Genomic DNA, 23,635 nt, shown 5'->3' on the forward strand with positions numbered 1-23,635 from the left:
CAAGTTTCACATTAATAACACTGGTTTCACCTGCAACTTTAGTCCCAGTCTGTACCTGGGGTTGAGGTTTAGCAAACGGGGGTTGAAGTGAAAGTTGAGGGTTGTAGGGGGAGGTGTGACGCAGGAAAATTGTGTGCAGACGCATCAGACAGTTCGTTGGGGAAGACGAAGCTCGTCTTGCATCGCGCCGGGCCGGCAGGCCTCGTGCGGTGGTGATCTATGTCGAGGGAGAATCGGCTATGAATACGTGCGTTAACCCTGCGCCGGTTGAACAGCCGGCCTCCACCTCCGCGTGGCCCTCCGTCAACGGTGGTGCCACCGTGGTTACCGGTGTGCTCAAGATTTCCGGGATGCCGCGCTCGCTGCGCTCGGAGATTGAACGCGCCATGGATCGGTGCATCCGTACCGAGTCGGAATTTATCATTCCGGGCGATGACCCACTGACCGCTCAGTGGTGCACTCGCTGGTTCCGGGATGGGCTTTCTGTCGCGGCGCTTGCTCGAGGCGGCAAAGCCTGTGCCCACTCAGACAGCGGTATTGGCTGCCACCAGGTGCTGACCGGCACCCGCGAAGAGCTAGATGCGCTGGACTGCGTCGTGCGCTACCTTGCACAGCGCCACGGCTTTACTGCTGCCGTGCGCCTGCCGTAGAAAGCACAGGGAGGGTGGACCAACAGCTGCTGGTCCACCCTCCCTTTTCCTTCTGCCATAAGAAGGGCCGGTTGAGGGCGGCCTATTCCTCCTCGGCGAAGGGATCAAAGATTTTGTCCGGCAGCTCGGCCACCGATTTCAGCACGGCAGAAGGGCGGTAGGGGTAGCGAGAAATCTCTCGGTCATCGGAGATGCCGGAGCGCACCAATACAGTGCGCATGCCGGCCTCGAGACCGGCCTTAACGTCTGTATCCATGCGGTCACCAATCATTACGGTGTGCTCCGAGTGGGCACCAATATGATTGAGCGCCGAGCGCATCATGACCGGGTTGGGTTTGCCCACGTAATAAGGCTCGCGGTTGGTAGCGGCGGTAATCAGTGCAGCCACGGCACCGGTGGCCGGCAATACTCCTTCCGGGGCAGGGCCGGTGACATCCGGGTTGGTGGCGATAAAACGAGCACCATTGCGGATGAGGTTAATCGCGTTGGTGATGGCCTCAAAAGAATAGGTGCGGGTCTCACCAAGCACCACAAAATCAGGGTCATCGTTGGTAAGGATCCACCCAGCCTCGTGCATGGCGGTGGTAAGGCCGGATTCACCCACTACATAGGCCTTGCTGGAGCTTACCTGGCTGGAAAGAAAATTCGCGGTGGCGGTGGCGGAGGTCCAGATGCGCTCGGCAGGAATATCCAAGCCGGTATTGCGCAGGCGGGCAGAAAGATCCCGTGGAGTAGACATGGAGTTATTGGTCAGCACCATGTACTCGATGTCATTATCCTTGAGCGCTTGGATAAATTTATCGGCGCCAGGGATCATCTCGCCTTCTTTGATGAGTACGCCGTCCATATCGGATAGATAAGAAATCATTGGTGGTCCTCCACATACTCGGCAATATCGCCGATGGTTTCGCAGTTGAGCATCGTTTCCTCAGAAAAACGCACCTGGAAGGTCTCTTCCGCGCGCACGGTCAGCTCCACTAGATCTAGCGATTCGACGCCAATATCCTTCAGCCGCGTATCCCGGCTCAGATCTTCCTCGGTACCGGTGACCTTGTTTATGAGCGCGAGGAGCTGGCCGAGCGTATCGCGCTCCGGCTCCTTTTCCGGCGCGCTCGCGTTGAACTTTGCCTGTAATTGGGCGCTGAGGTCGTTTGCCATGCCCACCAGTCTAGTATTGATCCCGTTATGGCATTGAGAAAACGTTCTTCCGTTGTGGCGCGTAGTTGGCTCAAGCGCCTGCGCCCCTCGCACCGCGCCGAGCTAGAAAAACTCTATGGCGGATTGCATGATCCCTCCACCGAGCCGGGCCTTACCCAGGTCAGCGCTTCCGGCACTGTGGAACACGATGGCCTAGATATTGCCTGGTACGAGGTGGGGCGCGAAGACGCGCCAGTAACCGTGGTCTTCATTCACGGCTATTGCTTATCCGCGGAAGCCTATTATGACCAGGCCAATTATCTCCGCGGTCGCAATGCGCGTGCACTCTTGGTGGATTTGCGCGGGCACGGCCAGTCCTCCACGGTCGCCCCAGAGGAGTGCACCGTTGATACGGCGGCTGACGACGTCCTCGCCGTCATTCGAGAGCGCGCTCCCCGTGGCAACCTGGTCATCGTCGGCCATTCCCTGGGCGGCATGGTTGCCTTAAACCTCATCCGCCGTGCTCCAGCCGAGGTTTATGAGCGCATCAAGGGCGCGCTGCTAATTTCAACTTCGATGCGCCGCTTTGCAGCAAAGGGCGTAGCGCAGATTCTGCAGTCGAAATCTCTGCATGCGCTCTACCGCCTCTGTCTGCGCCTGCCTGGTCGCGTCGATAGCGCGCGCTTTGAGGCCGCCCGGTTCATTGCGCCACTTTTTGCTGCGACCTTGGCCGGCTTTCCACAAATGGAGAAGCTGCAATTTCACGTTGCCATGCTTCTCGATACCCCCTTGGCCTCCTACTCCGGCTTCTTCGACGACCTTTTGGAACACGCCGAGTACGGCGCCGCCCCACGGCTGGCGAAGCTCAAGGGCGAGGTGGTAGTCGGAACCGCCGATATTGTCACCCCGCGTTCACAATCCGAGGTGCTCTGTAAGCATTGGCCCGCCGCGAACCTGCAGACGGTGGAAGGCTCCGGACACATGGTGATCCTCGAAGACCCCGAGGCTATCTCCGCGGCCCTTGGCCGCGTCCTTGATGCGATATAGACGGGCCGGATGCATAAGCCCGTTGGCTGGGTACGCAAAAGGCGCCGCGGCGGGGAAGCCGGCGGCGCCTTTCTTGTAGCGCGTGGCGCGGGCCTAGCCAGCACCAAAGCGGGGATTAGTCTTCGATGTGGGTGGTCACGGTCGGATCATCCAGCTTGAGATCCTTGGCTGCCTTCTCCACAACGGAGCGCTCAATCTTGCCCTCGCGAGCCAAGCCATCGAGCACTGCGACGACGATGGACTCGGCGTCGATATTGAAGTAGCGGCGAGCGCCCTCGCGCGTATCGGAGAAGCCGAAGCCGTCCGCGCCCAAGGTGATGTAGGTGCCTGGGACATACGGGCGGATTTGCTCCTGCAGCTCGGTGGTGAAGTCAGAGACACCAACGAACGGACCCTCGTAGCCCTTGAGCTGGGAGGTAGCAAAAGCCTCGCTCGGCTCCTCGCCCTTGCGCAGGGCTTCCTTGTTACGGCGGGCGCCGTCGCGGGCCAGCTCGTTCCAGGAGGTGACGGAGAAGATGGAGGCCTTGACATCGAAGTCGTCGGCAAGCATCTGCTGTGCGCGCAGCGCCTCGTGCACGCCTACACCGGAAGCCAGGATATTGGCAGCAATGGAGCCGCTCTCTGCGGTATTGAAGTGGTAGATGCCCTTGTGCAGGCCCTCCACGTCCAAATCCTCCGGCTCGGCCGGCTGGTGTACCGGCTCGTTGTAGACGGTGAGGTAGTACATGATGGCCTCGTTGTCCTTGCCATACATGCGCTCAATACCGCGGGAAACCAAGTGGGCAACCTCGTAGCCGAAGGCCGGGTCATAAGAAACCACGGCCGGGTTGGTCGCAGCCAAGACAGGGGAGTGGCCGTCCATGTGCTGCAGGCCCTCACCGGTCAGGGTGGTGCGGCCGGCGGTTGCGCCAATGATGAAGCCGCGGCCCATCTGGTCGCCGGCTGCCCAGAAGGCATCGCCGGTGCGCTGGAAGCCGAACATCGAGTAGAAGATGTAGAGCGGAATCATGGCCTCGCCCTGGGTAGCGTAGGACGTTGCCGCAGCGGTAAAGGAGGCAGCGGCGCCGGCCTCAGAAATACCCTCGTGCATGATCTGGCCGTCAGTAGCTTCGCGGTAGGAGAGCATGAGGTCATGGTCAACCGGCACGTAGTTCTGGCCACGCGGGTTCCAGATCTTCATAGTCGGGAACCAGGAGTCCATACCAAAGGTGCGTGCCTCGTCCGGAATGATCGGCACGACGCGCTTGCCTAGCTCCTTGTTGCGCATAATTTCCTTGAAGGTGCGTACCAAGGCCATGGTGGTGGCTACTTCCTGCTTGCCAGAGCCCTTGCGTACGGAGCGCAGCTTGTCCAACGCCGGTGCCTCGAGAGGGGTGAAGTCCTCGCGGCGCTCCGGCAGGAAGCCGCCCAGTTCTTTGCGGCGCTCCAGCATGTACTTGATCTCCGGGGAGTCCTTGCCTGGGTGGTAGTACGGTGGCAGGTACGGATCCTTTTCCAGCTCCGCATCGGAGAAAGGAATTTCCTGCTTATCGCGGAAGCGCTTCAGGTCATCCAGGGTCAGCTTCTTCATCTGGTGGGTAGCGTTGCGGCCCTCGAAGTTGTGGCCCAAGCCGTAACCCTTAATGGTGTGCGCGAGGATGACGGTTGGCTTGCCGGTGCCCTTGTTCTCCAGCGCGCGAGCATAGGCGGCGTAGACCTTGCGGTAATCGTGGCCGCCGCGGCGCAGTGCCCAAATCTCATCATCGGACATGTCTTCTACCAGCTTGGCCGTGCGCTCATCGCGGCCGAAGAAGTGCTCGCGCACATAGGCGCCATCGTTGGCCTTGAAGGTCTGGTAGTCACCGTCAGAGGTGGTGTTCATGACGTTGACCAAGGCACCTTCGGTGTCCTTTTCCAGCAGCTTATCCCAGCCACGACCCCAAATGACCTTGATGACCTCCCAGCCGGCACCGCGGAAGAAGGATTCTAGCTCCTGGATGATCTGGGTGTTGCCGCGCACCGGGCCATCGAGGCGCTGCAGGTTGCAGTTGACCACGAAGGTGAGGTTATCCAGCTCGTAGAGGGAAGCGATCTGCAGCAGGCCGCGAGATTCTGGCTCATCCATCTCGCCATCGCCCAAGAATGCCCACACGTGCTGCTTGGAGGTGTCCTTGATGCCGCGAGTCTCCAGGTACTTATTAAAGCGTGCCTGGTAGATAGCGTTAATCGGGCCCAAGCCCATGGACACGGTGGGGAATTCCCAGAACCATGGCATCAGGCGTGGGTGCGGGTAGGACGGCAGCCCCTCGCCCTCGCCACGGGATACCTCCTGGCGGAAGCTATCAAGGTCCTTTTCAGTCAGGCGGCCTTCCATGAAAGCACGTGCGTACATGCCCGGTGAGGCATGGCCTTGGAAAAAGACTTGGTCGCCGCCCGAAGGATCATCCTTGCCCTTGAAGAAGTGATTCAAGCCCACCTCATAGAGCGGGGCAGCACCCGCGTAGGTCGAGATGTGGCCACCTACGCCAATTCCTGGGCGCTGTGCACGGTGCACCATGATGGCCGCATTCCAGCGGATCCAGCGGCGGTAGCGCTTTTCCAGTTCCTCGTCACCAGGAAACTCTGGCTCCATGGAGGTTGGGATGGTGTTGACGAAGTCCGTGGACGTCAACGAAGGCAGTTCAACGCGCTTAGCGGTAGCGCGCTCGAGCAGGCGCAGCATCAGGTAGCGTGCGCGCTCCGGATCGGAGTGCTCCAGCAGACCATCGAGGGAATCCATCCACTCGCGGGTCTCTTCTGGATCATTATCGTGAAGATACGATGCAACGCCGTCGCGGATGAGCGGGAAGTTGGAGTCGCCCTTGGTGGCGTCCTTCTCGGCCATTTAAACCTCCTGTATAAGGGTCTGCACAGTTTGCTTACTAGGATACGCGCTCACAGATCCACAATGGTTGTGAAGCCCGACTTAAGGGGACGTGCGGTACGTTACATCGCCATAACCAGTATCTTTGCCGGGTTTATTGGGGTAAAAGAGGGTAGTTTGCAAACTCTGCGGAACTGGGCGAAGTGGCGGGAGGGCCTGCAAAATGGGGGAATTGCGCCCCTTAGGCGGGTAAAAGGGGCCGGTGGGCGTTAAAATACTTCTATTAAGCCGCGATTTACCCGCAGGATGCGGGGGATGCGCGGACCGGACATTCACCAAATTAGGAAGGAAATGCATAGTGGCTGACGCTGCAGTCAAGCTCGGAATCAAGGAAGGGCAAATCGCCCTAGAGCTTGGTTGGGACGAGGATTGCGATACCGCGATCTCTGAATCGATCGAAGCCGTGCTCGGCGATGATTTCTTGGAAGAAGAAAATGACGAGCTGTGCGATGTAGTCCTTCTTTGGTGGCGCGACGAGGATGGCGACCTTGTGGATGGACTCGTTGACGCGAGCCGTCCGCTGGCCGATAACGGTGCGGTCTGGCTGCTTACCCCGGGTGCCGGAAAGCCTGGCACCGTAGAGCCAGGGCTCATCTCTGAGTCCGCTCAGCTGGCCGGCTTGGTGCAGACCAAGGCAGAGCGCCTAGGTGAGTGGCAAGGCTCTTGCTTGGTGCAGCGCGGATACACCAAGAAGTAGGGCTTTACCTGCCGATTTGTGTTGATTGAGCAACCTGCGCTACTGTTTCTAACAGCGCAAGAGCGCATGCGGCTTTAGCTCAGCTGGAAGAGCAATTGGTTTACACCCAATAGGTCGGGGGTTCGATCCCCTCAGGCCGCACAACACAGACCGCCTCTCGGATTGATTTCCGGGAGACGGTCTTTTCCGTATGCACAGGCACGGACTAGCCCGTGTGGGGCTCAAGGCTTAAGGCGCCTGTGGGCCAACTTTCGGCCACGTTGTGCGTGGCTGTTGGGGATGTAGCTTCATTAGTGTGGCTGCTTCTTAGGCTTCGGCTAAGTACTCAGGCACTTCGGCCACGGCTGCGGGTTGTCGGCTTAGTAGCGCTCGCGGCGGCGCTGGTTTAGTTTGGCGTAGTGATCTGGTTTGGAGTCGCCGTAGCGGGAGCGATTGCGGCGGCTGGCGGCATGCGAGGAGGACGCGGCGGGAACGGCCGTGGAATCGTCGTTCGCGGCTTCGTGCTCGCTGGGTGCGGAGTCAACGCCGGCCGTTGGTTCTGCGGGCGTGTGGTCCGCAGCGGAGGCGTCACTAGAGGCAAGCTCGGAGGGGGTAGAGGCATCGGCGTCGAGGGCGGCGAGGGCCTCTTCCTCTTCGCGCAGGCGGCGGCGCTCACGGATTTCGGACCACACGAAATAGCCCAAACCCAGCGGGGCCATGATGCCAAAGGCAATCCATTGGTAGCCATAGGAGAGGTGGTTGCCGCGGTCGAGCTGCGGGATGGGCATGGGGTTGAGCACGCCGGGCTGGTCCGCGGAAAGCTGGATGTAGTCGTGGGCTAAGGGGGCGTCGATAAGCGAGGCAATCTGCTCCGTGTGGATGGAATAGACCTGCTGGTAGCCTTCCTGCTTAATGGGTGCGGACGGGTGCTCGGCTTCGTCGGCGCGGATCATGCCGGTAATAGTGGTTTCGCCAGAAGGAGCGGCGGAAATATCCGGCACGGCGTTGGCCTCGCCGGCCTTGACCCAGCCGCGGTTAACCAAGATGGTCAGCCCGGAATCGGTACGGAAGGGGACCAAGGACTGGTAAGACGGGCCAGACTCGGCTGGGCGCAGGCGCAGCAGGACTTCATCCTGCGGCAGGTAGCGGCCGTGCAAGGTGGCGCGGGACCACTCATCGTCTTTGATAGCGCCGTGGTCATCCACGAGGTCTTCTACCGGCTGGGGGTCAGCCTCATAGGCGTGAGTGATGAGCTCGTTGCGTTCCACAATGTCATCGTCCTTGCCCAGCTGCCACGGGGCGAGGACGGTAAAAGCGAGGTAGGAAAAGGCCACGACGAACAGCAGCAGTAGAACCCAACCCGGCTTAAGGAACGTCTTTAGCATGGGGCCTAGTTTAGTCGTGGTGAGCGCGAATCCAATCCAGCAGGCCAGGTACGGCGGCCTCGATATTGTTGCGGGTGGTTTCGAAATCGGCGGCAGAACCGTAATACGGGTCTGCTACGTCCGCGTCTTCCGGGGAGTTGGGATCGAAGCTGCGCATCAAGCGGATCTTGTCCGGGTCGATGCTGCGCTCAATAAGGGCGTCGCGGTGGCCTTTGTCCATGGCGATGAAGAGATCAGCATCCATGTGCTCGGGCCCCAGCTTGGCCGCGCGGTGGGAACCACCATCGTGGCCGCCGCGGCGCAGCTCGGCAATGGCGCGCGGATCCGCTCCTTGGCCCACATGCCAGCCGCCGAGGCCGCAGGAGTCCACGGTGGCGACAAGGTCAAGCATGTCCTTTTCCATCTCATCGCGCGCGATGATTTCTGCCATGGGGGAGCGGCAGATATTTCCGGTGCAAACAAAGACGAGGTAGAGGCCGGAGCGGGCAGCGGATTCGGTCATGCGGAAAACCCCTTCGCGCGAATAGTACTGTGGTGCGGAAGATAGGATATAGCAGTAGTAACTATTCCATGAAACGAGCATAAAGGAGTACCTCCATGTCCGCTGTGAGCCTGGGCGATGTCCGCCGCGTACTCGATGAGGCCTACCCGCCGCACCTGGCGGAAAAGTGGGACGCCGTGGGGCTTATCTGCGGTGATCCGACCGCGGAGGTCAAGCGCGTGGCTTTTGCCTTGGACTGCACCCAAGCGGTAGCGGAGCGGGCGGTTGAACTCGGCGCGGATATGCTCGTGGTCCACCATCCATTGCTCTTGCGCGGGGTGGAGTCCGTGGCGGCCGATACGCCCAAGGGCAAGGTCATACACACGCTGCTGAGCAATGGTGTTGCGCTTTTTGCGGCCCATACCAATGCCGATAAGGCGCGGCCGGGCGTCAACGACAAGCTCGCGGAGCTGGTGGGCATTAACCCAGGCCGGCCCATCGTGCCGGAGCCCCAGGGCGTGGATAAGTGGGGCGTGCACGTGCCGGTTGCCGCGGCCGAGGAGGTGAAGCAGGCGCTTTTCGACGCCGGCGCGGGCCACATCGGTGCCTACTCCCACTGCTCCTTCGATATTGCGGGCACGGGCCAATTCCAGCCGGAAGAGGGAGCAGACCCGGCGGAGGGAGAAATTGGCGCCCTGCACCGCGGCGAGGAAATCCGCGTCGAGTTCGTCGCGCCGGCCGCGCTTCGCTCCGCCTTGCTGCAGGCCCTGCACGCCGCGCACCCTTATGAAGTACCGGCCTATGACATCACGGAAACCGCCGGTCACCAAGACCTGGATAAGGCGCTCGGCCTCGGACGCGTGGGAGAACTGCCGCAGGAGATGACCCTGCGCGAGTTCACCCAGCAGGTGGCTAATGCCCTGCCGGAGACCGCCTGGGGCATCCGCGCCGCCGGGGATCCGGAACAAAAGGTGCGCACCGTCGCGGTTTCTTCCGGCTCGGGAGATTCCTTCCTCTCCGCGGCCGCGAAGCTGGGCGTAGACGTGTATGTCACGTCGGATCTGCGCCACCACCCAGTGGATGAGCACTTGCGCGCCGGTGGCCCGGCCGTCATCGATACTGCCCACTGGGCCAGCGAATTTCCGTGGACGGCCCAGGCGCGCGATATCGTAGAGAATGCTTTAGAACTGGATACGGAAATTATCAGCCTGCGCACCGACCCGTGGACTATCTCTGCGCACCCAAAGGAGTCATAAGTGAAACTATCGCAAGAACTACAGCCGGTACTGCTGGAGCTGGCCAACCTGGAACGCTCGCAGGGCCATGGCGCGAAGAAGGAAATCCCGGAACAAGCCGAGTATGACAAGGCTAAAGAAGAACACAAGCGCCTACTGGATGCTTCCGGCTCCGCGCAGATGGCCGTCGATGACATGGAGACTGAAATCCTGCGCATCCAGGCCGATGAGCGCAAGCTGCGCCAGCGCGAGCGCGATGATAAGCGCCAGCTAGGTGCTGCCGTAGATCCAGAAACGCGCAAGGACCTAGAGCACGATCTCTACGCCGCCAAGTCCCGCATCGCAGATCTCATGAGCGAGCTACAAGAAGCACATAATGAGGTGCACGCGCTGCGTTCTAACCTGGACGTGCACGGTGCGCGCGTTTCTGAGTCCGAGCGCAAGCTGGAAAAGCTGCGTCGCGCGGCCGAGGCGGCACAGGAGGCGGCTGCCAACCAGGAAGACCCGGCCGTGCGCATCGGCGAGTTGCGCCATCAGCTGCCTGCCGGGGTACTGAGCGAGTACGATACCCAGCGCGAGGAAAACGGCGTGGGCGCCGCCCAGTTCAAGGCCAACCGCGCTTGTGGCGGCTGCTTCATTGTCCTGCCGCCGGCGGAGCAAAACGCGGTGCGCAATGCCCCGGCCGATGAATTGCCGCAGTGCGGCGATTGCGGCTCCTACCTGGTGCGTTTGGTCTAATGAAGGTCATTATCTATGCCGATGGCGGCTCCCGCGGCAACCCTGGTGTGGCCGGTTCCGGCACCGTTATTTATGACGGCAGCGGGCAGCGCATCCTGCGCGAAATCGTCTATGTAGTAGGTACCAAGTCCACCAATAACGTCGCTGAGTACAACGGCTTATTGCGCGGCCTGGAAGCCGCCACCGAAATGGGCGCTACCGAAGTGGAGTTCCACATGGATTCCAAGCTGGTGGTAGAGCAAATCAACGGCCGCTGGAAGATAAAGCACCCGGACATGCAGAAGCTGGCCCTGCGCGCCCGCGACTACATCAACGGCTTTTCTTCCTTCAGCTTGGACTGGGTGCCGCGCGCTAAGAATAAGGTGGCAGACGCCCTATCCAATGACGCCATGGACGCCGCGGCCGCCGGACATCCTGAAGGCATCGTTGCCGGGGAGAAAGATACTGCCGAACCGGCACAGGCTACGGAACACGACACCACCGCGCCGCATCCCACCGATTGGCTTGGGGACCGCGGACCTACCACTCGCTTTATCCTGCTGCGCCACGGGCAGACGGACATGTCGGCCGCTAAGCAGTACTCCGGGCGCGCCAACCCGGGGCTTACGCAGCTCGGGCAAAAGCAGGCGCTGGCCGCAGCCCAAGCGCTTGCCGACGCCCACTTTGATGCCATCGTCTGCTCGCCCCTGCGCCGCTGCCAAGAGACAGCGGCGGCCGTGGCCAATGGCCGCAATATCGAGGTAGAGACCGTGGAAGGACTCATCGAGGTGGACTTCGGCGCATGGGAAGGCAAGACTGCCGCCGAGGCCCACCAGCGCGATCCGGAACTGCACGAGGAATGGCTGCATGACGCGAGCGTCGCCTGTCCGGGCGGGGAATCGCTGCAGGCGCTAAACCGCCGCGTGCGCACTACCCGCAAGGAGCTACAAGAGCGCTTTGCGGGCAAAACCGTGCTGGTAGTAAGCCACGTCAATCCGATTAAGTCCTTTATCCGCCAGGCGCTTGATGCCGGGCCGGCTACCTTTGGTCATCTCTTTTTAGACCTGGCTGCCATTTCCCAGGTGGAATTCTGGGAAGGCGGCTCTATGGTGCACGGATTTAACGATGTGGGCCACCTGGCAGGCCTGCGCTAGAATAAGGAACGCGAATGAGCCGGCCGGGTGATCGCGTCGCTTCATACGGGCAGCGAGCTGCTGCCGCGTGGGCGCCGAGGAAAGTCCGGACTCCATAGAGCACGGTGGTTGCTAACGGCAACCCGGGGAAACCCGCGGGCAAGTGCAACAGAAAGTAGACCGCCTTGTGCCTCCGCTTGAGCTTCGGCCCAAGTTGGAGCAACAAGGTAAGGGTGAAACGGTGCGTTAAGAGCGCACCAGCACCGTCAGTGATGGCGGTGGCTGGGTAAACCCCACCGGGAGCAAGGCATCACGGCCCCGCCACGTTGCGGGGCCCGATCAGGCGTTTTAAGGCTGCTCGCTCGAGCCTGAAGGTAGCTGCTGGAACCAACTGGCAACGGTTGGTCTAGATGGATGTTCACCGCACGGTGCTCCCTTGGGAGTGCCGCGATTAGACAGAATCCGGCTTATAGGCCGACTCATTCGCCCCAAGACGTTTATGGTGGTGGACATGAAGCTCTACGCCGCCCCGCTCGATTTCCGCGCCATTGCCGCAGAATTTTCGGTAGCCACCGATTTTCCGGCTGCGGTCACCCACCAGGCCGCCCACGCGCAAGACCGGTATGCCGACTCGCGCCGCGACGCCCGCGATATTCCCTTCGTAACCCTCGATCCCGCCGGCTCCATGGACTTGGATCAGGCGGTTTACCTGGAAAAGCGCGATGGTGGCTACCGCGTCTTTTATGCCATTGCGGATGTCGCCGCCTTTATTGAGCCCGGCAGCGAGCTGGAGCGCGAGTCCTTCCGCCGCGGCCAGACTATTTATCTTCCCGATGCGCCAGCTCGCCTGCACCCGCCCGAGCTTTCCGAAGACCGTGCCTCACTGCTGCCTAAAACCGATAAACCGGCCGTGCTGTGGACCTTTGATCTAGATGACGCCGGTGAGGTGGAGTCTTTCCACGTCGAGCGCGCGCTCATCTACTCCCAGGCCCGCCTGGACTATGAGGGCGCGCACGCGGACTTGGCGGCCGGTAACCTGCACCCGTCTATTGCATTGCTGCCGGAGGTGGGACGATTGCGCCAGGAGTCCTCCCTGCGCCGCGAGGCCATTTCCTTGCGCCTGCCCTCCCAGCGCGTAGTGGAAAATTCTGATGGCACCTTTGAGCTCATTATCGAGCCTCGCTATGAGGTCATGGACTATAACTCGGAGATCTCTCTGCTTGCCGGCATGTGCGCGGGACGCCTCATGCAGGAAGCGGGCGTGGGTTTTCTGCGTACTTTGCCCGCCGCCGAACCGGAGCACGAGCGCCAATTTCGCGCCGAGGCCCAAGCCCTGGGCTTTGCGCTTGGCGATGCCCCCATTCCCCAGTTTCTCCTCACCGTCGACGCCGATTCCCCACGCGGCATGGCAGTCATGCGCGAGGCCCAAAGCCTCCTGCGAGGCGCCGATTATGCGTGGCTAGGAGAGCAGGAAGCGCAGGTGCATGCCGGGATAGGCGGCTACTATGCACACGTGACCGCGCCGCTGCGGCGCCTGTCCGATAGGTTCGCCACCGAGGTTTGTCTAGCCCTCTGCGGCGACTACGAGGTTCCCGGCTGGGTGGGGGAGCGCGCCACGGAGGTCATTGGCGCAATGCGTTCTACCTCGCAGCTTGCCTCCCAAGTGGATAAGGCCTGCCTCAACCTCACCGAGGCCACCGTGCTGCGCCCCTGGCTCGGCACCAATTTCCCGGCCACCGTCGTAAGCGGCGATGCAAAGCGGGACAAAGCTCGGATTTTTGTGCCGGAGCCACCAGTCTTCGCCCAATCTGTAGGCGCGCCAGAAACCGGCAGCGAAACCACAGTCTCGCTGGTGACAGCGGATACCGATTCGCGCGAGGTACTCTTTGCGTGGCCTGCTGACTAGCTGGTGAGGCTACTAGCTCTCGCTGCGTGCGGCCTCGCCCGGCTGTAATTCGACTACGAGCAGGCCATCGTCTGCCAGGTCGGCCGCAAAATTATGCGCGCTCTTCGCCGGCACGTAGGCAATGACTGCGTTCGATGTGCCCGCGTGTGCCGAACGCCCCGCTACGGCACCGCGGACCGTGACTAGCTCGGCGAGTTTTTCTGCCGAGTCCAAGCCGTAGATATTGGCTAGGGAGGACTGTGATTGCAAAAGGATGGGGAAGAGCTCCGCGCCGCGATGCGAGCGCAGGAAACGGGTGAACTTTTCTACCCGCTGGGTTTCTTCCTCATAAAAGGCCATCCATTCCGTAGCGGCGCTGATGCTCGGGTGTCCCTCCTCGCCGTAGACCTTGTGGACGGCCTTGAGCCAATCGAGGACGCGCTGTTGGGCGTCTGGAAGCAAGCGCAGCGAATCGGTGCCAAAGGAATGGCAGGCATCATCAATAAAGCGCTCCCGCTGGCGAATATCGGCGATGGCCTTTTCTTCCTGCGCGGAAAAATCTTCCGGCACCGCCACCGCGAAGGCAGCTATCTCGCGACCAACAAGGTGCGGTGCGTGGGTGACAGAACCGTCGGCGTAATCCATGATGCATACGCCCTCACCCGTGCTGCGCAGAGCCGCGCTATGGCGGGCACGCAAAGGCGGCCGCGCACCAAAGGTAGTAACGGCCTGGGTGCATACATCTGCCACCCGGGCCCTTAGCGGCGCATCCAGGTCCGCATCAGCCCCCATGAGTGCCAGCGCTACCGCGACGTCCGCGGCGGCATCCGCACCCAAACCAGCACCTTCCGGAATGTCGGAGGCGATGGTGATATCCGCACCGGCTGTCTCACGAGAGAGCAACTGGCGGTTAATCATCGTGTGGACAATGCCACCCACGCGGGCAGCCAGCCCTCCCTCCGGAGCCGGCGGAATGATTGGCTGGCCCTCTGCATCCGTGGTGGGTTGTTGCGCTGTTGCCAGCTCTGCGAGCGCTTGCAGGCTTATCGAATCATGGGCAGGCTCACCTTCTGCCGGGTGAAAATGTACCGCTACCACGCCATCGGTGCGCGAGCTTACTGCCGCAGCGGCACGTAGCTTGTCCACGCACATGGCAACAATGCCGCCGAAGTGGTCAATGTGTTCACCAATAAGGGACCACGTTGCCGGCGCGCTAGCGGTATGAGTTGGAGCGCTGCCCGTGAGATCAGTATGTGCTTGGGCGGCGCGCTCGGCTACAGGCTCTGCAGGCGTTGACCACAGTGGCATGGGTGCTAAAGCTCCTTTTCCAGGTTCTGGGACCAGTAGTCTTCGTTGCTACTCGCACGCGGCGGTGCGCTTAAAGCAACGAATGCCCGCCATCTTTTGGTGCGGCGGCGGGGAATACGACATGGAATCGTATAAAAGAAATGTGCTGCCCCACATTCTAGCGGGCATCGCTTAGACGGCGTGGGTAGTGTGGACACAAACCATACCAGCGGCAGCGATCAGCCGGTGCCGCTGGCGCTACGACTGAGAGGATAGTTTTATGAGCGATGCAGACCAGAAGTGGTTCTTCGATCCAACCACCAAGGAAGTCAGCCAAGGCAAGACCTCTGGCTGGGAAAACCGAATGGGCCCGTATGACACCCGTGAAGAAGCAGAAAACGCTATCGAGATTGCCCACGCCCGCAACGATGCGGCAGATGCCGCAGACAAAGAAGATGACTGGAAGTAAATAACCTCCAGCCATCTTTTCTACGCCGTGTTTCCCGGTAACTGCCCGGGAAGCGCGGCTACTTTAGCTTCTTACGCAGCGGCTTAAACGCCGCCTTGATGTCTTTGAAAGACTCGGCGTAATCATCCAGCGCCTTCAGCCCGATGGTGCGCTCGCGCTGATAGAGCAGACCGTAGCCAAAGGTATTTTCCCCACGGCGGCGAGCGAAATCTGCCAGTTCGAGCAGCTTATCGCGCGAGGTCACGGAATCTTGGAAATCACCGAGCACCGACTGCATCTGCTTGCAGGCCTTATAGAGACGCTTGGTCTTAAGGTTGGTGGCAGAACCAGCTGCTTCTGCTGCATAACGCAGCTTCTTTGCAGCCTTACGCATATCGTGGAAATAGTCCTCGCGCTCGTGTAGGGACAGCTCCGGGTTATCCCAATTCTCTACGGCCTTCTTATGGCGCTTGACCAGCTTGTTATAGGCCTTTTCAAGGTGTTGCGCCATCACAGTGTCCATGTCCGCGGACTTGTCCTTGGACTTCTTCTCTGGCTTCTTTTTGGCCTTCTCTGCAGCAGCCGCGTTATCCTCGCGGGACTCGGAAGAAGCAGCGCCTTCCTCCGTAGAGGACTGTTCTTCCGTCTGCTCCGCATCATCATTTACCGGAGCGGATTCCTGTTGCTTATCGGCCGTTGGCGGATCCGCGAGCAAGCGGTCGAGCGACTCTAGCAGCTCGAGGTAACGCTCGGAATCAAGGGCGGCGATAACGCGACGGTGCGCACGGCGGTAGGCGGTGCCCATATCCTGCGCAATGTGCTCGCGGGTGGAATCATCCAAGGTGTCAGAATCTTCGGACTCCAACAGCTTCTGCCAGCGCTCTTCAACAACCTCCGCATCGCGAGCAACCCCCAAAATGCCAGCGAGCTCCTTCAGATCGGCTTCAATTTTTTCGATTTCTGGTCCGACCACGATGCCATGGAAGGTCTGAAGGTGGCTGCGCAGCTCGCGGGTAGCTACACGCATCTGATGCACCGAGTCCCACTCATCGCGGCGCACACGTGGATCATAATCAACCAGCTTGTCGCGGTTAGCTTGCAGTGCGGTGATCACGGCGGCGGCAGGGGAATCCGGGTCCACGTCCGGCGATACCAGGGCCGGGGGAAGCGGGGCGTTGGCATAAGAATCACCCAAGGCCGATTTCAACTTGGATGGGGAAGAAGATACGCGTGCACCGGCACCGATGAGAAGAGAGGTAGCACGGCGAATGAACTGCGTTCCTTCCTCGGTACCAGGTAGCTCACCTGCGAGCTCTACTTCCCATTCGCGCCACGACTGTTGCTCGCCGCCGGGAAGGAAGGAAAAGGCGGTGACGTGGTCATCGCAAAACTCTGCCACTGGCTTATTATCGGCATCCGCCAAGACCATCTCGGTGCGCTTGTTGTCTACCTGAGCAATTGGGGTGAGCTCGTTGTGGCGGACAATGGAGCGAACCTGATGGAGCAGCTCGCTAGGAACTTCATAGCGGCCATCGACAGGCTCTCCCAATTCTGCGTGGATTTCGGTACGGCCAGCCTCGCTAGGAATCTTGATATGCCAGCCATCATCATTGCCACCGGTGCGGCGGCGGAGGGTGACCTTAGCGTGGGTGAGGCGGAGGTCTTCAGTGTCGTAGTAGATGGCCGAAAGAGCGTGGTGGCGCGTGTCTGCGACGTGGTCAACTCCCTCAAGGCGGGTCAGTTCAGGGAGCTGAGTGGACTCGGCTACGGAGAATTTCGCTTCAACTTCGAGAAAAGACTGTGTAGACATTCACGTACCTTCTACTTTCTAGACCTAATCAATCTCATCGGTGATCTTACCTGTAATGACCTCGTTGCGGTGCCATACTCTGCCCCCGTTCGCTAGCAGGGAACGGGGGCCAAGAACCGTATCAAACAGGGGAAATTACCGTGTAATTTCTGGAACTGAACCGAGCCCTGAGGCGTCACCTCCCAAGTGAGATTTATCGGCAGCGGCAATGCCATCGTTGATGCCGTGCAGACTGTTCATTGATAGCGACATCTCTGTGAGATTGGGAAAGAGGCGGTTGCGGGTATCGATGGCGTGATCGGTGCGTGCTTGCAAAGCGGGAAGGGTTTGGGTGGCTACAGCCTCTGCATGGTGAGAGCAATACTGAGACTCACGCAGGTTTTCAGCAATTCCGTCCTCATTGGCTTGGGTGAGCAATTCACCGATGCGGGCGGCATAAGACAGGCGGAAGCTGCGGCGATATGCGGCAGTGGAATTAGTAGCGCGGGCGATTTCCGCGCCATCGCCGTTACGCATAAACCAGTCGCATTGGCGGTTGAGGGAGGCAAAGAGGTCGGCGCAATGGGCGGCGTCGGCAGGAGCACCGATGACACAGGCTAGGCCTTTGTCATGGATGAGGAGCGTGGTGCATCCATTGGCGTCAGAAATGGTGCTGAGCAGGGAAGCCTGGTGCTTGATATAGGGCGGGTGGATGTGCACGCGGTGGGAAATGAGATTGGGGAGCTCGGAAGTAAGCAGATCCTCGATGCGATACTTCTGTTGCAGGGACTGCGCCTTAGAAATCAGAACCTCGGCCTCGTCTTCAAAACTGGTGGACTCAGCCTTGCGTAAAAGTCCTAGGACCTTTGCACGAATTTTGCGTTGTTTATCGCTAAGCCCGTCTTCTCGCAAGGATTCGCCAAAGGCCAAAAGTTCAGTATCGCGCAGCCTAGGAAGGTGAATTAGCTCTTTCATAATGGCGCGCAGCTTATCGCGCGGAATGAAATTTTCGTCCGGCGGAGCCATTTGTAGCCAAGCCTTGCGTAAGGCAGGGGAGGTAATCCGTGCCGGTACATGGGGGCTAGCACGGTAGATAATGGGGTAAGCATGCGGGCCTAAGACGTGCTTTAAATCCGCCGGTGCCCAACCATGTTGCGCGGCGGTGATGAGGCGTTCGATTACGTGAGCAGAAAGGTCATCGCAGTGGGTGGTCATAAAACTTCGTCCTTTAAAAGGTGTACGTGTGTTCGCTTGCTTCCTCAGCAAAGCATGCACATCAGTAGGCCCGTGAAGGAAAAGCCCCCGCTTGATACCCCCTAGATACTCTTGCGACCTGCGCATTTCGCCCTGGAAAAACTGTCGCATGAACTGCACATCCCTCGGAGGTGAGCCGGTAAGGTCTAAGGCATGAATAGCCAACACGAATTTGTCCTACGAACCGTTGAGGAACGCGATATCCGCTTTATCCGCCTGTGGTTTACGGATATTTTGGGCGCCCTTAAATCCGTGGTCATGAGCCCATCCGAGCTGGAATCGGCCTTTGAAGAAGGTGTTGGCTTCGATGGTTCTTCCGTGGAAGGGTTCTCTCGTATCTCTGAGTCTGACACCATCGCGTTGCCAGATCCCTCCACCTTCCAGATTCTGCCCTTTGATATGGATGAGCCGGACCTGCAATCGGCCCGCATGTTCTGCGATATCGCGCAGCCGGACGGCCAGCCCTCCATGGTGGATCCGCGCCATATCCTGCGCCGCCAGGTTACCGAGGCCGCCAATGATGGATTTACCTGCATGGCCTCGCCAGAAATCGAGTTCTACCTTTTTGAGCGTGGCCGCGAACTCACGGACTTGGTACCGACCGATAATGGTGGTTATTTCGACCAGGCTACTCATGATACCGCCCCGCTTTTCCGTAGGAAGGCGATGCTGGCGCTGGAATCACTGGGAATTGCCACGGAGTTTAGCCATCACGAAACCGCACCGGGGCAGCAAGAAATTGATCTGCGCCATGCGGACGTGCTGACCATGGCTGATAACATCATGACCTTCCGGCACGTAATCAAACAGGTGGCAACCAACTCCAACGTGCGCGCCACCTTCATGCCTAAGCCTTTCGAGCATCTGCCAGGCTCCGGCATGCACACCCACTTGAGCCTTTTTGAAGGCCAATCCAATGCCTTCCACGATCCGGACGATGAATTTTCCTTATCGCAGACTGGCCGACAGTTCATCGCCGGAATCCTGGAACACTCCACGGAGATGTCCGCCATTGTTAATCAGTGGACAAATTCCTATAAGCGCCTGATGTTTGGCAACGAGGCACCGGGTTCAGCAACCTGGGGTGTGTCTAATCGCTCTGCGTTGGTCCGCGTGCCCACCTACCGGCTTACTAAGGAAGATTCCCGCCGGGTAGAAATTCGTTCCATTGATGCCTCCATGAACCCGTACTTGGGTTATGCGGTGCTCTTGGCAGCCGGTCTGCGAGGAATCCGGGAAGGCTACGAACTCGATGATCCAGCTGAGGACGATGTCCACCAGCTCACCCGCCGCGAACGCCGGGCAATGGGATATAAGGATCTGCCCACCAGCCTGGACCAGGCTTTGCGCGAGTTTGAAAAATCCGAGTTCATGGCGGAGGTGTTGGGCGAGCACGTCTTTGAGTTCTTCCTGCGCTCCAAGTGGGATGAGTGGCATCACTATCAGAGCCAGATCACCACCTTTGAGCTGCGCAATAACCTGAACTTCTAGGAGAATAATGCGTCCTGCTGCTGTACCTTCACCGGCCACGCTTGGCCTTACCCGCCCGCATGCTGCTTCGGATATTGAGCAGCTGGGCTGGAATAACCCTGAATCGGTCAATCTTTTGTGGACCCTTGCGGCCGTGGGGGATCCAGACCTGGCCCTCAACAATCTCATCCGCATCTATGAACAAGTCCCAGAGCTCGATGAGGCTGTGCGCGCCAATGAAACGGTGCGTGTGCGCCTTTTTGCCCTGCTGGGTGCTTCGACCGCCTTTGGTGATCACCTCGCGGCAAACCCTGAGTTGTGGCGAGAGCTAGAAAAGCCCCTCCCACAGCCCGAAGAGATGCTGCAGAGCCTGCTCGGCGCCGTCGATGCCCAGCCCGCGGAATTTGCTCAGGATATTGATCGGCCCGATCCGGCGCGTGAGGATCTTAGCGCGCCGGGCACCTACCGCGCCGGCGAGGGAGAGCATAAGCAGGCGCTGCGCACGACCTACCGCACGTTAATGATGCGCATTGCCGCTTGCGATGTGGCCGGTACCTTCCATGCACGCAAGGGCCAGACCACACCCCAGCCGGAGGTAGGATTCCGCCAGATTACGGCTCTGACCACCGCGCTTGCCGACGCTGCCTTAACCGCCTCCCTCGCCTGCGCTGTGCGCACCATCTACGGGGACGAGCCTGTAGACGCACAACTAGCAGTCATGGCGATGGGAAAGTGCGGTGCGGGGGAGCTGAACTATATCTCTGATGTGGACGTCATTTTCGTCGGCAGTGAGGCAACCCCACGGGCAATACGCCTGGCGGCGGAGTTCAATCGCATTGGCTCCACCACCTTCTTCGAAGTAGATGCGAATTTACGCCCAGAAGGAAAATCGGGTGCTTTGGTGCGCACTTTGGAATCACACGTTGCCTACTACAAGCGGTGGGCGGAGACTTGGGAATTCCAGGCGCTCCTGAAAGCGCGCGCCATGACCGGTTACCTACCACTGGGGCAGGACTATCTGGATCAGATCCGCCCGATGGTGTGGACGGCCTCCCAGCGCGAGTCCTTTGTAGAAGACGTCCAGGCCATGCGCCGCCGCGTGTTGGCTAATGTTCCTGCAGAACTCAAGCATCGCGAGCTGAAGCTGGGCGTGGGTGGCCTGCGTGATATTGAATTTGCAGTCCAGCTCTTGCAATTGGTGCACGGGCGTTCCGATGAAACGCTTCGCGCATTATCCACAGTGGATGCGCTGGAGGCATTGGTTTCGGCAGGGTACGTCGGACGTGAGGACGGCACCCAGCTCATTGAAGCCTATGAGTTTTTACGCTTGCTTGAGCACCGATTGCAATTGGAGCGCTTCCGGCGAACGCACACGCTGCCCGATAGCGATGATGAAGACGGGATGAAGTGGCTAGCACGCATCGCCGGTTTCTACCCGCAGGGCACTCAATCCGCAGCCGAGCGCATGCTTTCGCACCTGCGCCGGATTCGCCTGCGCATCTCCGAGCTGCATTCGCGCCTGTTTTATCGGCCGCTTCTTAATTCTGTGGTCACCATGTCCGCCGATGAGCTGAAGCTCTCGCCCGAGGCCGCCAAGCTGCAGCTGGCCGCGCTGGGTTATAACCACCCGGACCGCGCATTCGAGCACCTGACTTCTCTGGCGGCAGGAACCTCACGCAAAGCACGCATCCAGGCGATCTTGCTGCCCACCTTGATGGAATGGCTTTCCGATACCGCAGACCCAGACATGGGCCTGCTGAACTATCGCAAACTTTCCGAGGCTGCGAACGATAGGTCGTGGTTCTTGCGCATGCTGCGCGATGAAGGAATTGTGGGCCAGCGGCTCATGCACATCCTGGGCACGTCACCGTTTACCTCGGATCTGATTATTAGCGCGCCGGATTCGCTAAAGCAGCTTTCCGACGGCGCCACTGGCCCCAAGCTACTGGAAACCAAGCCCGAGCAGGTCTCCAAAGCACTGGTTAATTCCAGCAAGCGCCACGCCGACCCAGATAAGGCGGTGGCGGTGGCTCGCTCGCTGCGCCGGGTAGAGCTTGCCCGCATTGCTAGTGCGGATTTGCTGGGCTTTATGCCGGTCAAGCAGGTGTGTTATGAGCTATCTACCATTTGGGATGCCGTGCTGGAAGCTGCCCTTCGCGCCGAGGTGCGGGCATGGCGCCTAGCCAACGAGGATGCGGAGCCACCAGCGCGCATTGCCGTCATTGGCATGGGCCGGCTGGGAGGCATGGAGCTGGGCTTCGGATCAGATGCGGACGTGCTCGTGGTAGCAGAACCCGCCGAACAGGATGCTGACTCTGCTGCAGAAGGGGAGGCAGTGAAGTGGGCCATCGGGATCGTCGATAAGCTCCGGCGCCGCTTGTCTAAACCCTCGGGAGACCCGCCACTGGATGTCGACTTAGGCCTGCGTCCCGAAGGCCGCTCCGGTGCGGTGGCACGCACTATCTCCTCCTATGAGCGTTACTACCGCGAATGGGGCGAGTCCTGGGAGCTACAGGCTTTATTGCGCGCGGCCTTCGTTGCTGGGGATAAAGAGGTAGGCGAGCGCTTTATTTCCATGGTGGATAGCTTCCGCTATCCAGAAGGCGGCGCCAGCGCATCTACCATTCGCGATATTCGGCGCATGAAGGCACGTGTGGACAATGAGCGCCTACCGCGCGGCGCGGACCGCAATACTCACACCAAGCTTGGCCGCGGTGCGCTAACCGATATTGAATGGACCGTTCAGCTACTGACGATGATGCATGCCCACGAGTACGCCGAACTCCATGATCCGTCTACGCTGCGCGTGCTTGATGCTTTGGAAGAAACCGCTATCCTTTCCGCCGGGCAGGTATCTGACCTGCGCGAAGCCTGGCTAATGGCTACCGACGCGCGCAATGCGCTAGTGCTTGTGCGCGGCAAGCGCGTGGACCAACTGCCTGGACCTGGCCCGCAGCTGGCCCAAGTAGCCGGTGCCGCCGGATGGGCGCCGGAAGATAACCAGGAGTTTTTGGAACACTATTTGAAACTAACCCGGCATGCCCGCAAGGTAGTCGATGAAGTCTTTTGGGGCGAGGAGGAATCCTTCGAGCATTCTTAGAGTTGCCCTTGAAAATCCCCGGTGTGGGCATCGTAGCCTTACTTTTTGCACTGATGGACTCTAGAGTGGGATGGGAAAGAGGAAGGACTGGCTAGTTATGTCTTTTAAGCTGCAACTTGATGTGGATAACGCCACGGTAGGCGAGCTATCCGCATTGCTTTCCGCTGCGCGTGCCGCGGGCGTGCGCGACGGCGACGCCCTGCACCTTGATGGCACCACAGTGACCATTGAGGTCTCCACACCCCGGGAACAAAAACCCACACCGCCGAGCCCGGAATCAGCGCCGCAAAATTCCCGCCAAACCCCTCGCTCATGGGGCCGCGCCGACCGCATAGGGGAGGCCACCATTCGCTCCATCATTGATGCCCTCAATGATCGCGGCGAGAACCCGCGCGGCAATGACTACGGTTCTTTTAGCGATGGCGCTGGTTTCCTTGGCTAAAATCAGTGGGGCGCACCGCCGCAAGCTCATCTATCTGTGGGTCTTTGTGGCCGTGGCCGTCATCGTGGCCATCGCAGTAGGGGTATGGGCAACCAACCGCGACAATCCACCCAAAGGGACAATGACCGTGGGCGAGGCCGTGGCCGGTGGCGTAATCCAAGAAGACGTTCCTGCGCAGGTCAATGGTGCCATTAAGGACGATGATTCCACCGATGCTAACCGGGTGACCTCCCTAGCTAAGGCATTGGGTATTCCATTAAAGTCCGTCCCGCGAGATATTACCCAGACCGAAAACGGTAAGTCTGATGTGCGCGTGTACCTTGAGCGCGAGCTGAGCAGTGCAGTGGAAGCCGGTGACATCAGCGAATCCGATGAAAAAGCGGTTCTCGTAGCTTTTGAGCGAGGCCTTGTTATGCCGGCTAGTGATGGGATTGTGGCGGAAAGCTACCCGGCAAACTAACCAGCCTTTACCGTGCAAGTTGGGGACGAAAATCCAGGAAAACCGCAGCTGCGAGGCATCGCCTTGGCAGTAACTCTCCCTAAGGTAAAACATCACAAATTGGTAACGAGCATAGTGCTCGGTGCCGAAGCCTTTGG

The 23,635-nt window shown here is 59.8% G+C and carries 20 protein-coding genes, 1 tRNA gene and 1 other RNA gene; 14 read left to right on the forward strand and 8 right to left on the reverse strand.

The window, feature by feature from the left end:
• Positions 1-239 precede the first annotated feature (239 nt).
• A complete protein-coding gene (locus RAE07_RS00820) occupies positions 240-650 on the forward strand; it encodes a hypothetical protein (RefSeq protein WP_051138330.1) in 411 nt (136 codons plus the stop codon).
• Between the two features lie 82 nt (positions 651-732).
• Here RAE07_RS00820 and RAE07_RS00825 read toward each other — a convergent pair whose 3' ends face one another.
• Positions 733-1,518, reverse strand: a complete 786-nt coding sequence (locus RAE07_RS00825; RefSeq protein WP_023021126.1) for an HAD-IIA family hydrolase — start codon at positions 1,516-1,518, stop codon at positions 733-735.
• Entirely contained in the window at positions 1,515-1,808 is a 294-nt protein-coding gene (locus RAE07_RS00830) for an acyl carrier protein (protein WP_239204490.1), read from the reverse strand. Before RAE07_RS00830 ends, RAE07_RS00825 begins: the two co-directional genes overlap by 4 nt.
• A 27-nt stretch (positions 1,809-1,835) precedes the next feature.
• Between RAE07_RS00830 and RAE07_RS00835 the strand changes: the two genes are divergently transcribed.
• Positions 1,836-2,834 (forward strand): alpha/beta fold hydrolase, encoded by a 999-nt coding sequence (locus RAE07_RS00835; protein ID WP_023021128.1) that lies wholly within the window; start codon positions 1,836-1,838, stop codon positions 2,832-2,834.
• Between the two features lie 115 nt (positions 2,835-2,949).
• Here the strand turns inward: RAE07_RS00835 and aceE are convergent, their stop codons facing one another.
• Positions 2,950-5,697, reverse strand: a complete 2,748-nt coding sequence (gene aceE / locus RAE07_RS00840; RefSeq protein WP_023021129.1) for a pyruvate dehydrogenase (acetyl-transferring), homodimeric type — start codon at positions 5,695-5,697, stop codon at positions 2,950-2,952.
• A 337-nt stretch (positions 5,698-6,034) separates the two neighbouring features.
• On the opposite strand from aceE, the gene RAE07_RS00845 reads away from it, so the two are divergent.
• Positions 6,035-6,433, forward strand: coding sequence for a DUF3052 domain-containing protein (locus RAE07_RS00845; protein WP_023021130.1), 399 nt, complete (start codon positions 6,035-6,037; stop codon positions 6,431-6,433).
• Positions 6,434-6,501: 68 nt separating this feature from the next.
• A tRNA-Val gene (locus tag RAE07_RS00850) sits at positions 6,502-6,574 on the forward strand.
• 218 nt (positions 6,575-6,792) lie between these two features.
• Here the strand turns inward: RAE07_RS00850 and RAE07_RS00855 are convergent.
• Positions 6,793-7,797 (reverse strand): SURF1 family cytochrome oxidase biogenesis protein, encoded by a 1,005-nt coding sequence (locus RAE07_RS00855; RefSeq protein ID WP_317001119.1) that lies wholly within the window; start codon positions 7,795-7,797, stop codon positions 6,793-6,795.
• Positions 7,798-7,807: 10 nt separating this feature from the next.
• Positions 7,808-8,299 (reverse strand): low molecular weight protein-tyrosine-phosphatase, encoded by a 492-nt coding sequence (locus tag RAE07_RS00860; RefSeq protein WP_034655439.1) that lies wholly within the window; start codon positions 8,297-8,299, stop codon positions 7,808-7,810.
• A gap of 95 nt (positions 8,300-8,394) precedes the next feature.
• On the opposite strand from RAE07_RS00860, the gene RAE07_RS00865 reads away from it, so the two are divergent.
• From RAE07_RS00865 to RAE07_RS00885, 5 genes are all read left to right on the forward strand, one after another.
• Positions 8,395-9,534, forward strand: a complete 1,140-nt coding sequence (locus RAE07_RS00865) for a Nif3-like dinuclear metal center hexameric protein (protein WP_317001120.1) — start codon at positions 8,395-8,397, stop codon at positions 9,532-9,534.
• Positions 9,535-10,251 carry a zinc ribbon domain-containing protein gene (locus RAE07_RS00870; protein ID WP_023021134.1) on the forward strand — a complete coding sequence of 239 codons (717 nt, stop codon included), beginning with the start codon at positions 9,535-9,537 and terminating at the stop codon, positions 10,249-10,251. It abuts the gene before it with no gap.
• On the forward strand, positions 10,251-11,384 hold the full coding sequence (locus RAE07_RS00875; protein WP_200288833.1) for a bifunctional RNase H/acid phosphatase: 1,134 nt from the start codon (positions 10,251-10,253) through the stop codon (positions 11,382-11,384). The genes RAE07_RS00870 and RAE07_RS00875 overlap by 1 nt, the downstream gene beginning before the upstream one ends.
• A gap of 15 nt (positions 11,385-11,399) precedes the next feature.
• Positions 11,400-11,849: RNase P RNA component class A (gene rnpB, locus RAE07_RS00880), an RNA gene on the forward strand.
• A gap of 25 nt (positions 11,850-11,874) precedes the next feature.
• Positions 11,875-13,269, forward strand: coding sequence for a ribonuclease catalytic domain-containing protein (locus RAE07_RS00885; protein ID WP_239204450.1), 1,395 nt, complete (start codon positions 11,875-11,877; stop codon positions 13,267-13,269).
• 12 nt (positions 13,270-13,281) lie between these two features.
• Here the strand turns inward: RAE07_RS00885 and RAE07_RS00890 are convergent, their stop codons facing one another.
• Positions 13,282-14,556, reverse strand: coding sequence for a galactokinase family protein (locus RAE07_RS00890; protein ID WP_317001122.1), 1,275 nt, complete (start codon positions 14,554-14,556; stop codon positions 13,282-13,284).
• 259 nt (positions 14,557-14,815) lie between these two features.
• Between RAE07_RS00890 and RAE07_RS00895 the strand changes: the two genes are divergently transcribed.
• The gene (locus RAE07_RS00895; RefSeq protein ID WP_023021138.1) at positions 14,816-15,004 is read left to right on the forward strand and encodes a hypothetical protein; all 189 of its coding nucleotides are present in this window, start codon (positions 14,816-14,818) and stop codon (positions 15,002-15,004) included.
• 58 nt (positions 15,005-15,062) lie between these two features.
• Here RAE07_RS00895 and RAE07_RS00900 read toward each other — a convergent pair whose 3' ends face one another.
• Entirely contained in the window at positions 15,063-16,793 is a 1,731-nt protein-coding gene (locus RAE07_RS00900) for a CYTH and CHAD domain-containing protein (RefSeq protein WP_317001123.1), read from the reverse strand.
• A 135-nt stretch (positions 16,794-16,928) separates the two neighbouring features.
• Positions 16,929-17,987, reverse strand: a complete 1,059-nt coding sequence (locus tag RAE07_RS00905; RefSeq protein ID WP_317001124.1) for a DUF2786 domain-containing protein — start codon at positions 17,985-17,987, stop codon at positions 16,929-16,931.
• Positions 17,988-18,179: 192 nt separating this feature from the next.
• On the opposite strand from RAE07_RS00905, the gene RAE07_RS00910 reads away from it, so the two are divergent.
• From RAE07_RS00910 to RAE07_RS00925, 4 genes are all read left to right on the forward strand, one after another.
• Complete coding sequence (locus tag RAE07_RS00910; RefSeq protein WP_023021141.1) at positions 18,180-19,517, forward strand: glutamine synthetase family protein; 1,338 nt, start codon at positions 18,180-18,182, stop codon at positions 19,515-19,517.
• 7 nt (positions 19,518-19,524) lie between these two features.
• The gene (locus RAE07_RS00915) at positions 19,525-22,596 is read left to right on the forward strand and encodes a bifunctional [glutamine synthetase] adenylyltransferase/[glutamine synthetase]-adenylyl-L-tyrosine phosphorylase (protein ID WP_023021142.1); all 3,072 of its coding nucleotides are present in this window, start codon (positions 19,525-19,527) and stop codon (positions 22,594-22,596) included.
• A gap of 97 nt (positions 22,597-22,693) precedes the next feature.
• A complete protein-coding gene (locus RAE07_RS00920) occupies positions 22,694-23,038 on the forward strand; it encodes a Cgl2226 family protein (RefSeq protein ID WP_317001125.1) in 345 nt (114 codons plus the stop codon).
• Positions 22,995-23,498: a hypothetical protein gene (locus tag RAE07_RS00925; RefSeq protein ID WP_317001126.1), complete on the forward strand. Its 504-nt coding sequence runs from the start codon at positions 22,995-22,997 to the stop codon at positions 23,496-23,498. Before RAE07_RS00920 ends, RAE07_RS00925 begins: the two co-directional genes overlap by 44 nt.
• Positions 23,499-23,635: the final 137 nt, after the last annotated feature.

The organism is Corynebacterium nasorum (assembly GCF_032821635.1).
GTDB classification, from domain to species: Bacteria; Actinomycetota; Actinomycetes; order Mycobacteriales; family Mycobacteriaceae; genus Corynebacterium; species Corynebacterium kefirresidentii.

What these genes read in the sequence shown, in the direction of transcription:
- RAE07_RS00820 (WP_051138330.1), top strand. Translation starts at nt 240, where the DNA reads ATGAATACGTGCGTTAACCCTGCGCCGGTTGAACAGCCGGCCTCCACC.
- RAE07_RS00825 (WP_023021126.1), bottom strand. Translation starts at nt 1,518, where the DNA reads ATGATTTCTTATCTATCCGATATGGACGGCGTACTCATCAAAGAAGGC.
- RAE07_RS00830 (WP_239204490.1), bottom strand. Translation starts at nt 1,808, where the DNA reads ATGGCAAACGACCTCAGCGCCCAATTACAGGCAAAGTTCAACGCGAGC.
- RAE07_RS00835 (WP_023021128.1), top strand. Translation starts at nt 1,836, where the DNA reads ATGGCATTGAGAAAACGTTCTTCCGTTGTGGCGCGTAGTTGGCTCAAG.
- aceE (WP_023021129.1), bottom strand. Translation starts at nt 5,697, where the DNA reads ATGGCCGAGAAGGACGCCACCAAGGGCGACTCCAACTTCCCGCTCATC.
- RAE07_RS00855 (WP_317001119.1), bottom strand. Translation starts at nt 7,797, where the DNA reads ATGCTAAAGACGTTCCTTAAGCCGGGTTGGGTTCTACTGCTGCTGTTC.
- RAE07_RS00860 (WP_034655439.1), bottom strand. Translation starts at nt 8,299, where the DNA reads ATGACCGAATCCGCTGCCCGCTCCGGCCTCTACCTCGTCTTTGTTTGC.
- RAE07_RS00865 (WP_317001120.1), top strand. Translation starts at nt 8,395, where the DNA reads ATGTCCGCTGTGAGCCTGGGCGATGTCCGCCGCGTACTCGATGAGGCC.
- RAE07_RS00875 (WP_200288833.1), top strand. Translation starts at nt 10,251, where the DNA reads ATGAAGGTCATTATCTATGCCGATGGCGGCTCCCGCGGCAACCCTGGT.
- RAE07_RS00885 (WP_239204450.1), top strand. Translation starts at nt 11,875, where the DNA reads ATGAAGCTCTACGCCGCCCCGCTCGATTTCCGCGCCATTGCCGCAGAA.
- RAE07_RS00890 (WP_317001122.1), bottom strand. Translation starts at nt 14,556, where the DNA reads ATGCCACTGTGGTCAACGCCTGCAGAGCCTGTAGCCGAGCGCGCCGCC.
- RAE07_RS00895 (WP_023021138.1), top strand. Translation starts at nt 14,816, where the DNA reads ATGAGCGATGCAGACCAGAAGTGGTTCTTCGATCCAACCACCAAGGAA.
- RAE07_RS00900 (WP_317001123.1), bottom strand. Translation starts at nt 16,793, where the DNA reads ATGTCTACACAGTCTTTTCTCGAAGTTGAAGCGAAATTCTCCGTAGCC.
- RAE07_RS00905 (WP_317001124.1), bottom strand. Translation starts at nt 17,987, where the DNA reads ATGACCACCCACTGCGATGACCTTTCTGCTCACGTAATCGAACGCCTC.
- RAE07_RS00910 (WP_023021141.1), top strand. Translation starts at nt 18,180, where the DNA reads ATGAATAGCCAACACGAATTTGTCCTACGAACCGTTGAGGAACGCGAT.
- RAE07_RS00915 (WP_023021142.1), top strand. Translation starts at nt 19,525, where the DNA reads ATGCGTCCTGCTGCTGTACCTTCACCGGCCACGCTTGGCCTTACCCGC.
- RAE07_RS00920 (WP_317001125.1), top strand. Translation starts at nt 22,694, where the DNA reads ATGTCTTTTAAGCTGCAACTTGATGTGGATAACGCCACGGTAGGCGAG.
- RAE07_RS00925 (WP_317001126.1), top strand. Translation starts at nt 22,995, where the DNA reads ATGACTACGGTTCTTTTAGCGATGGCGCTGGTTTCCTTGGCTAAAATC.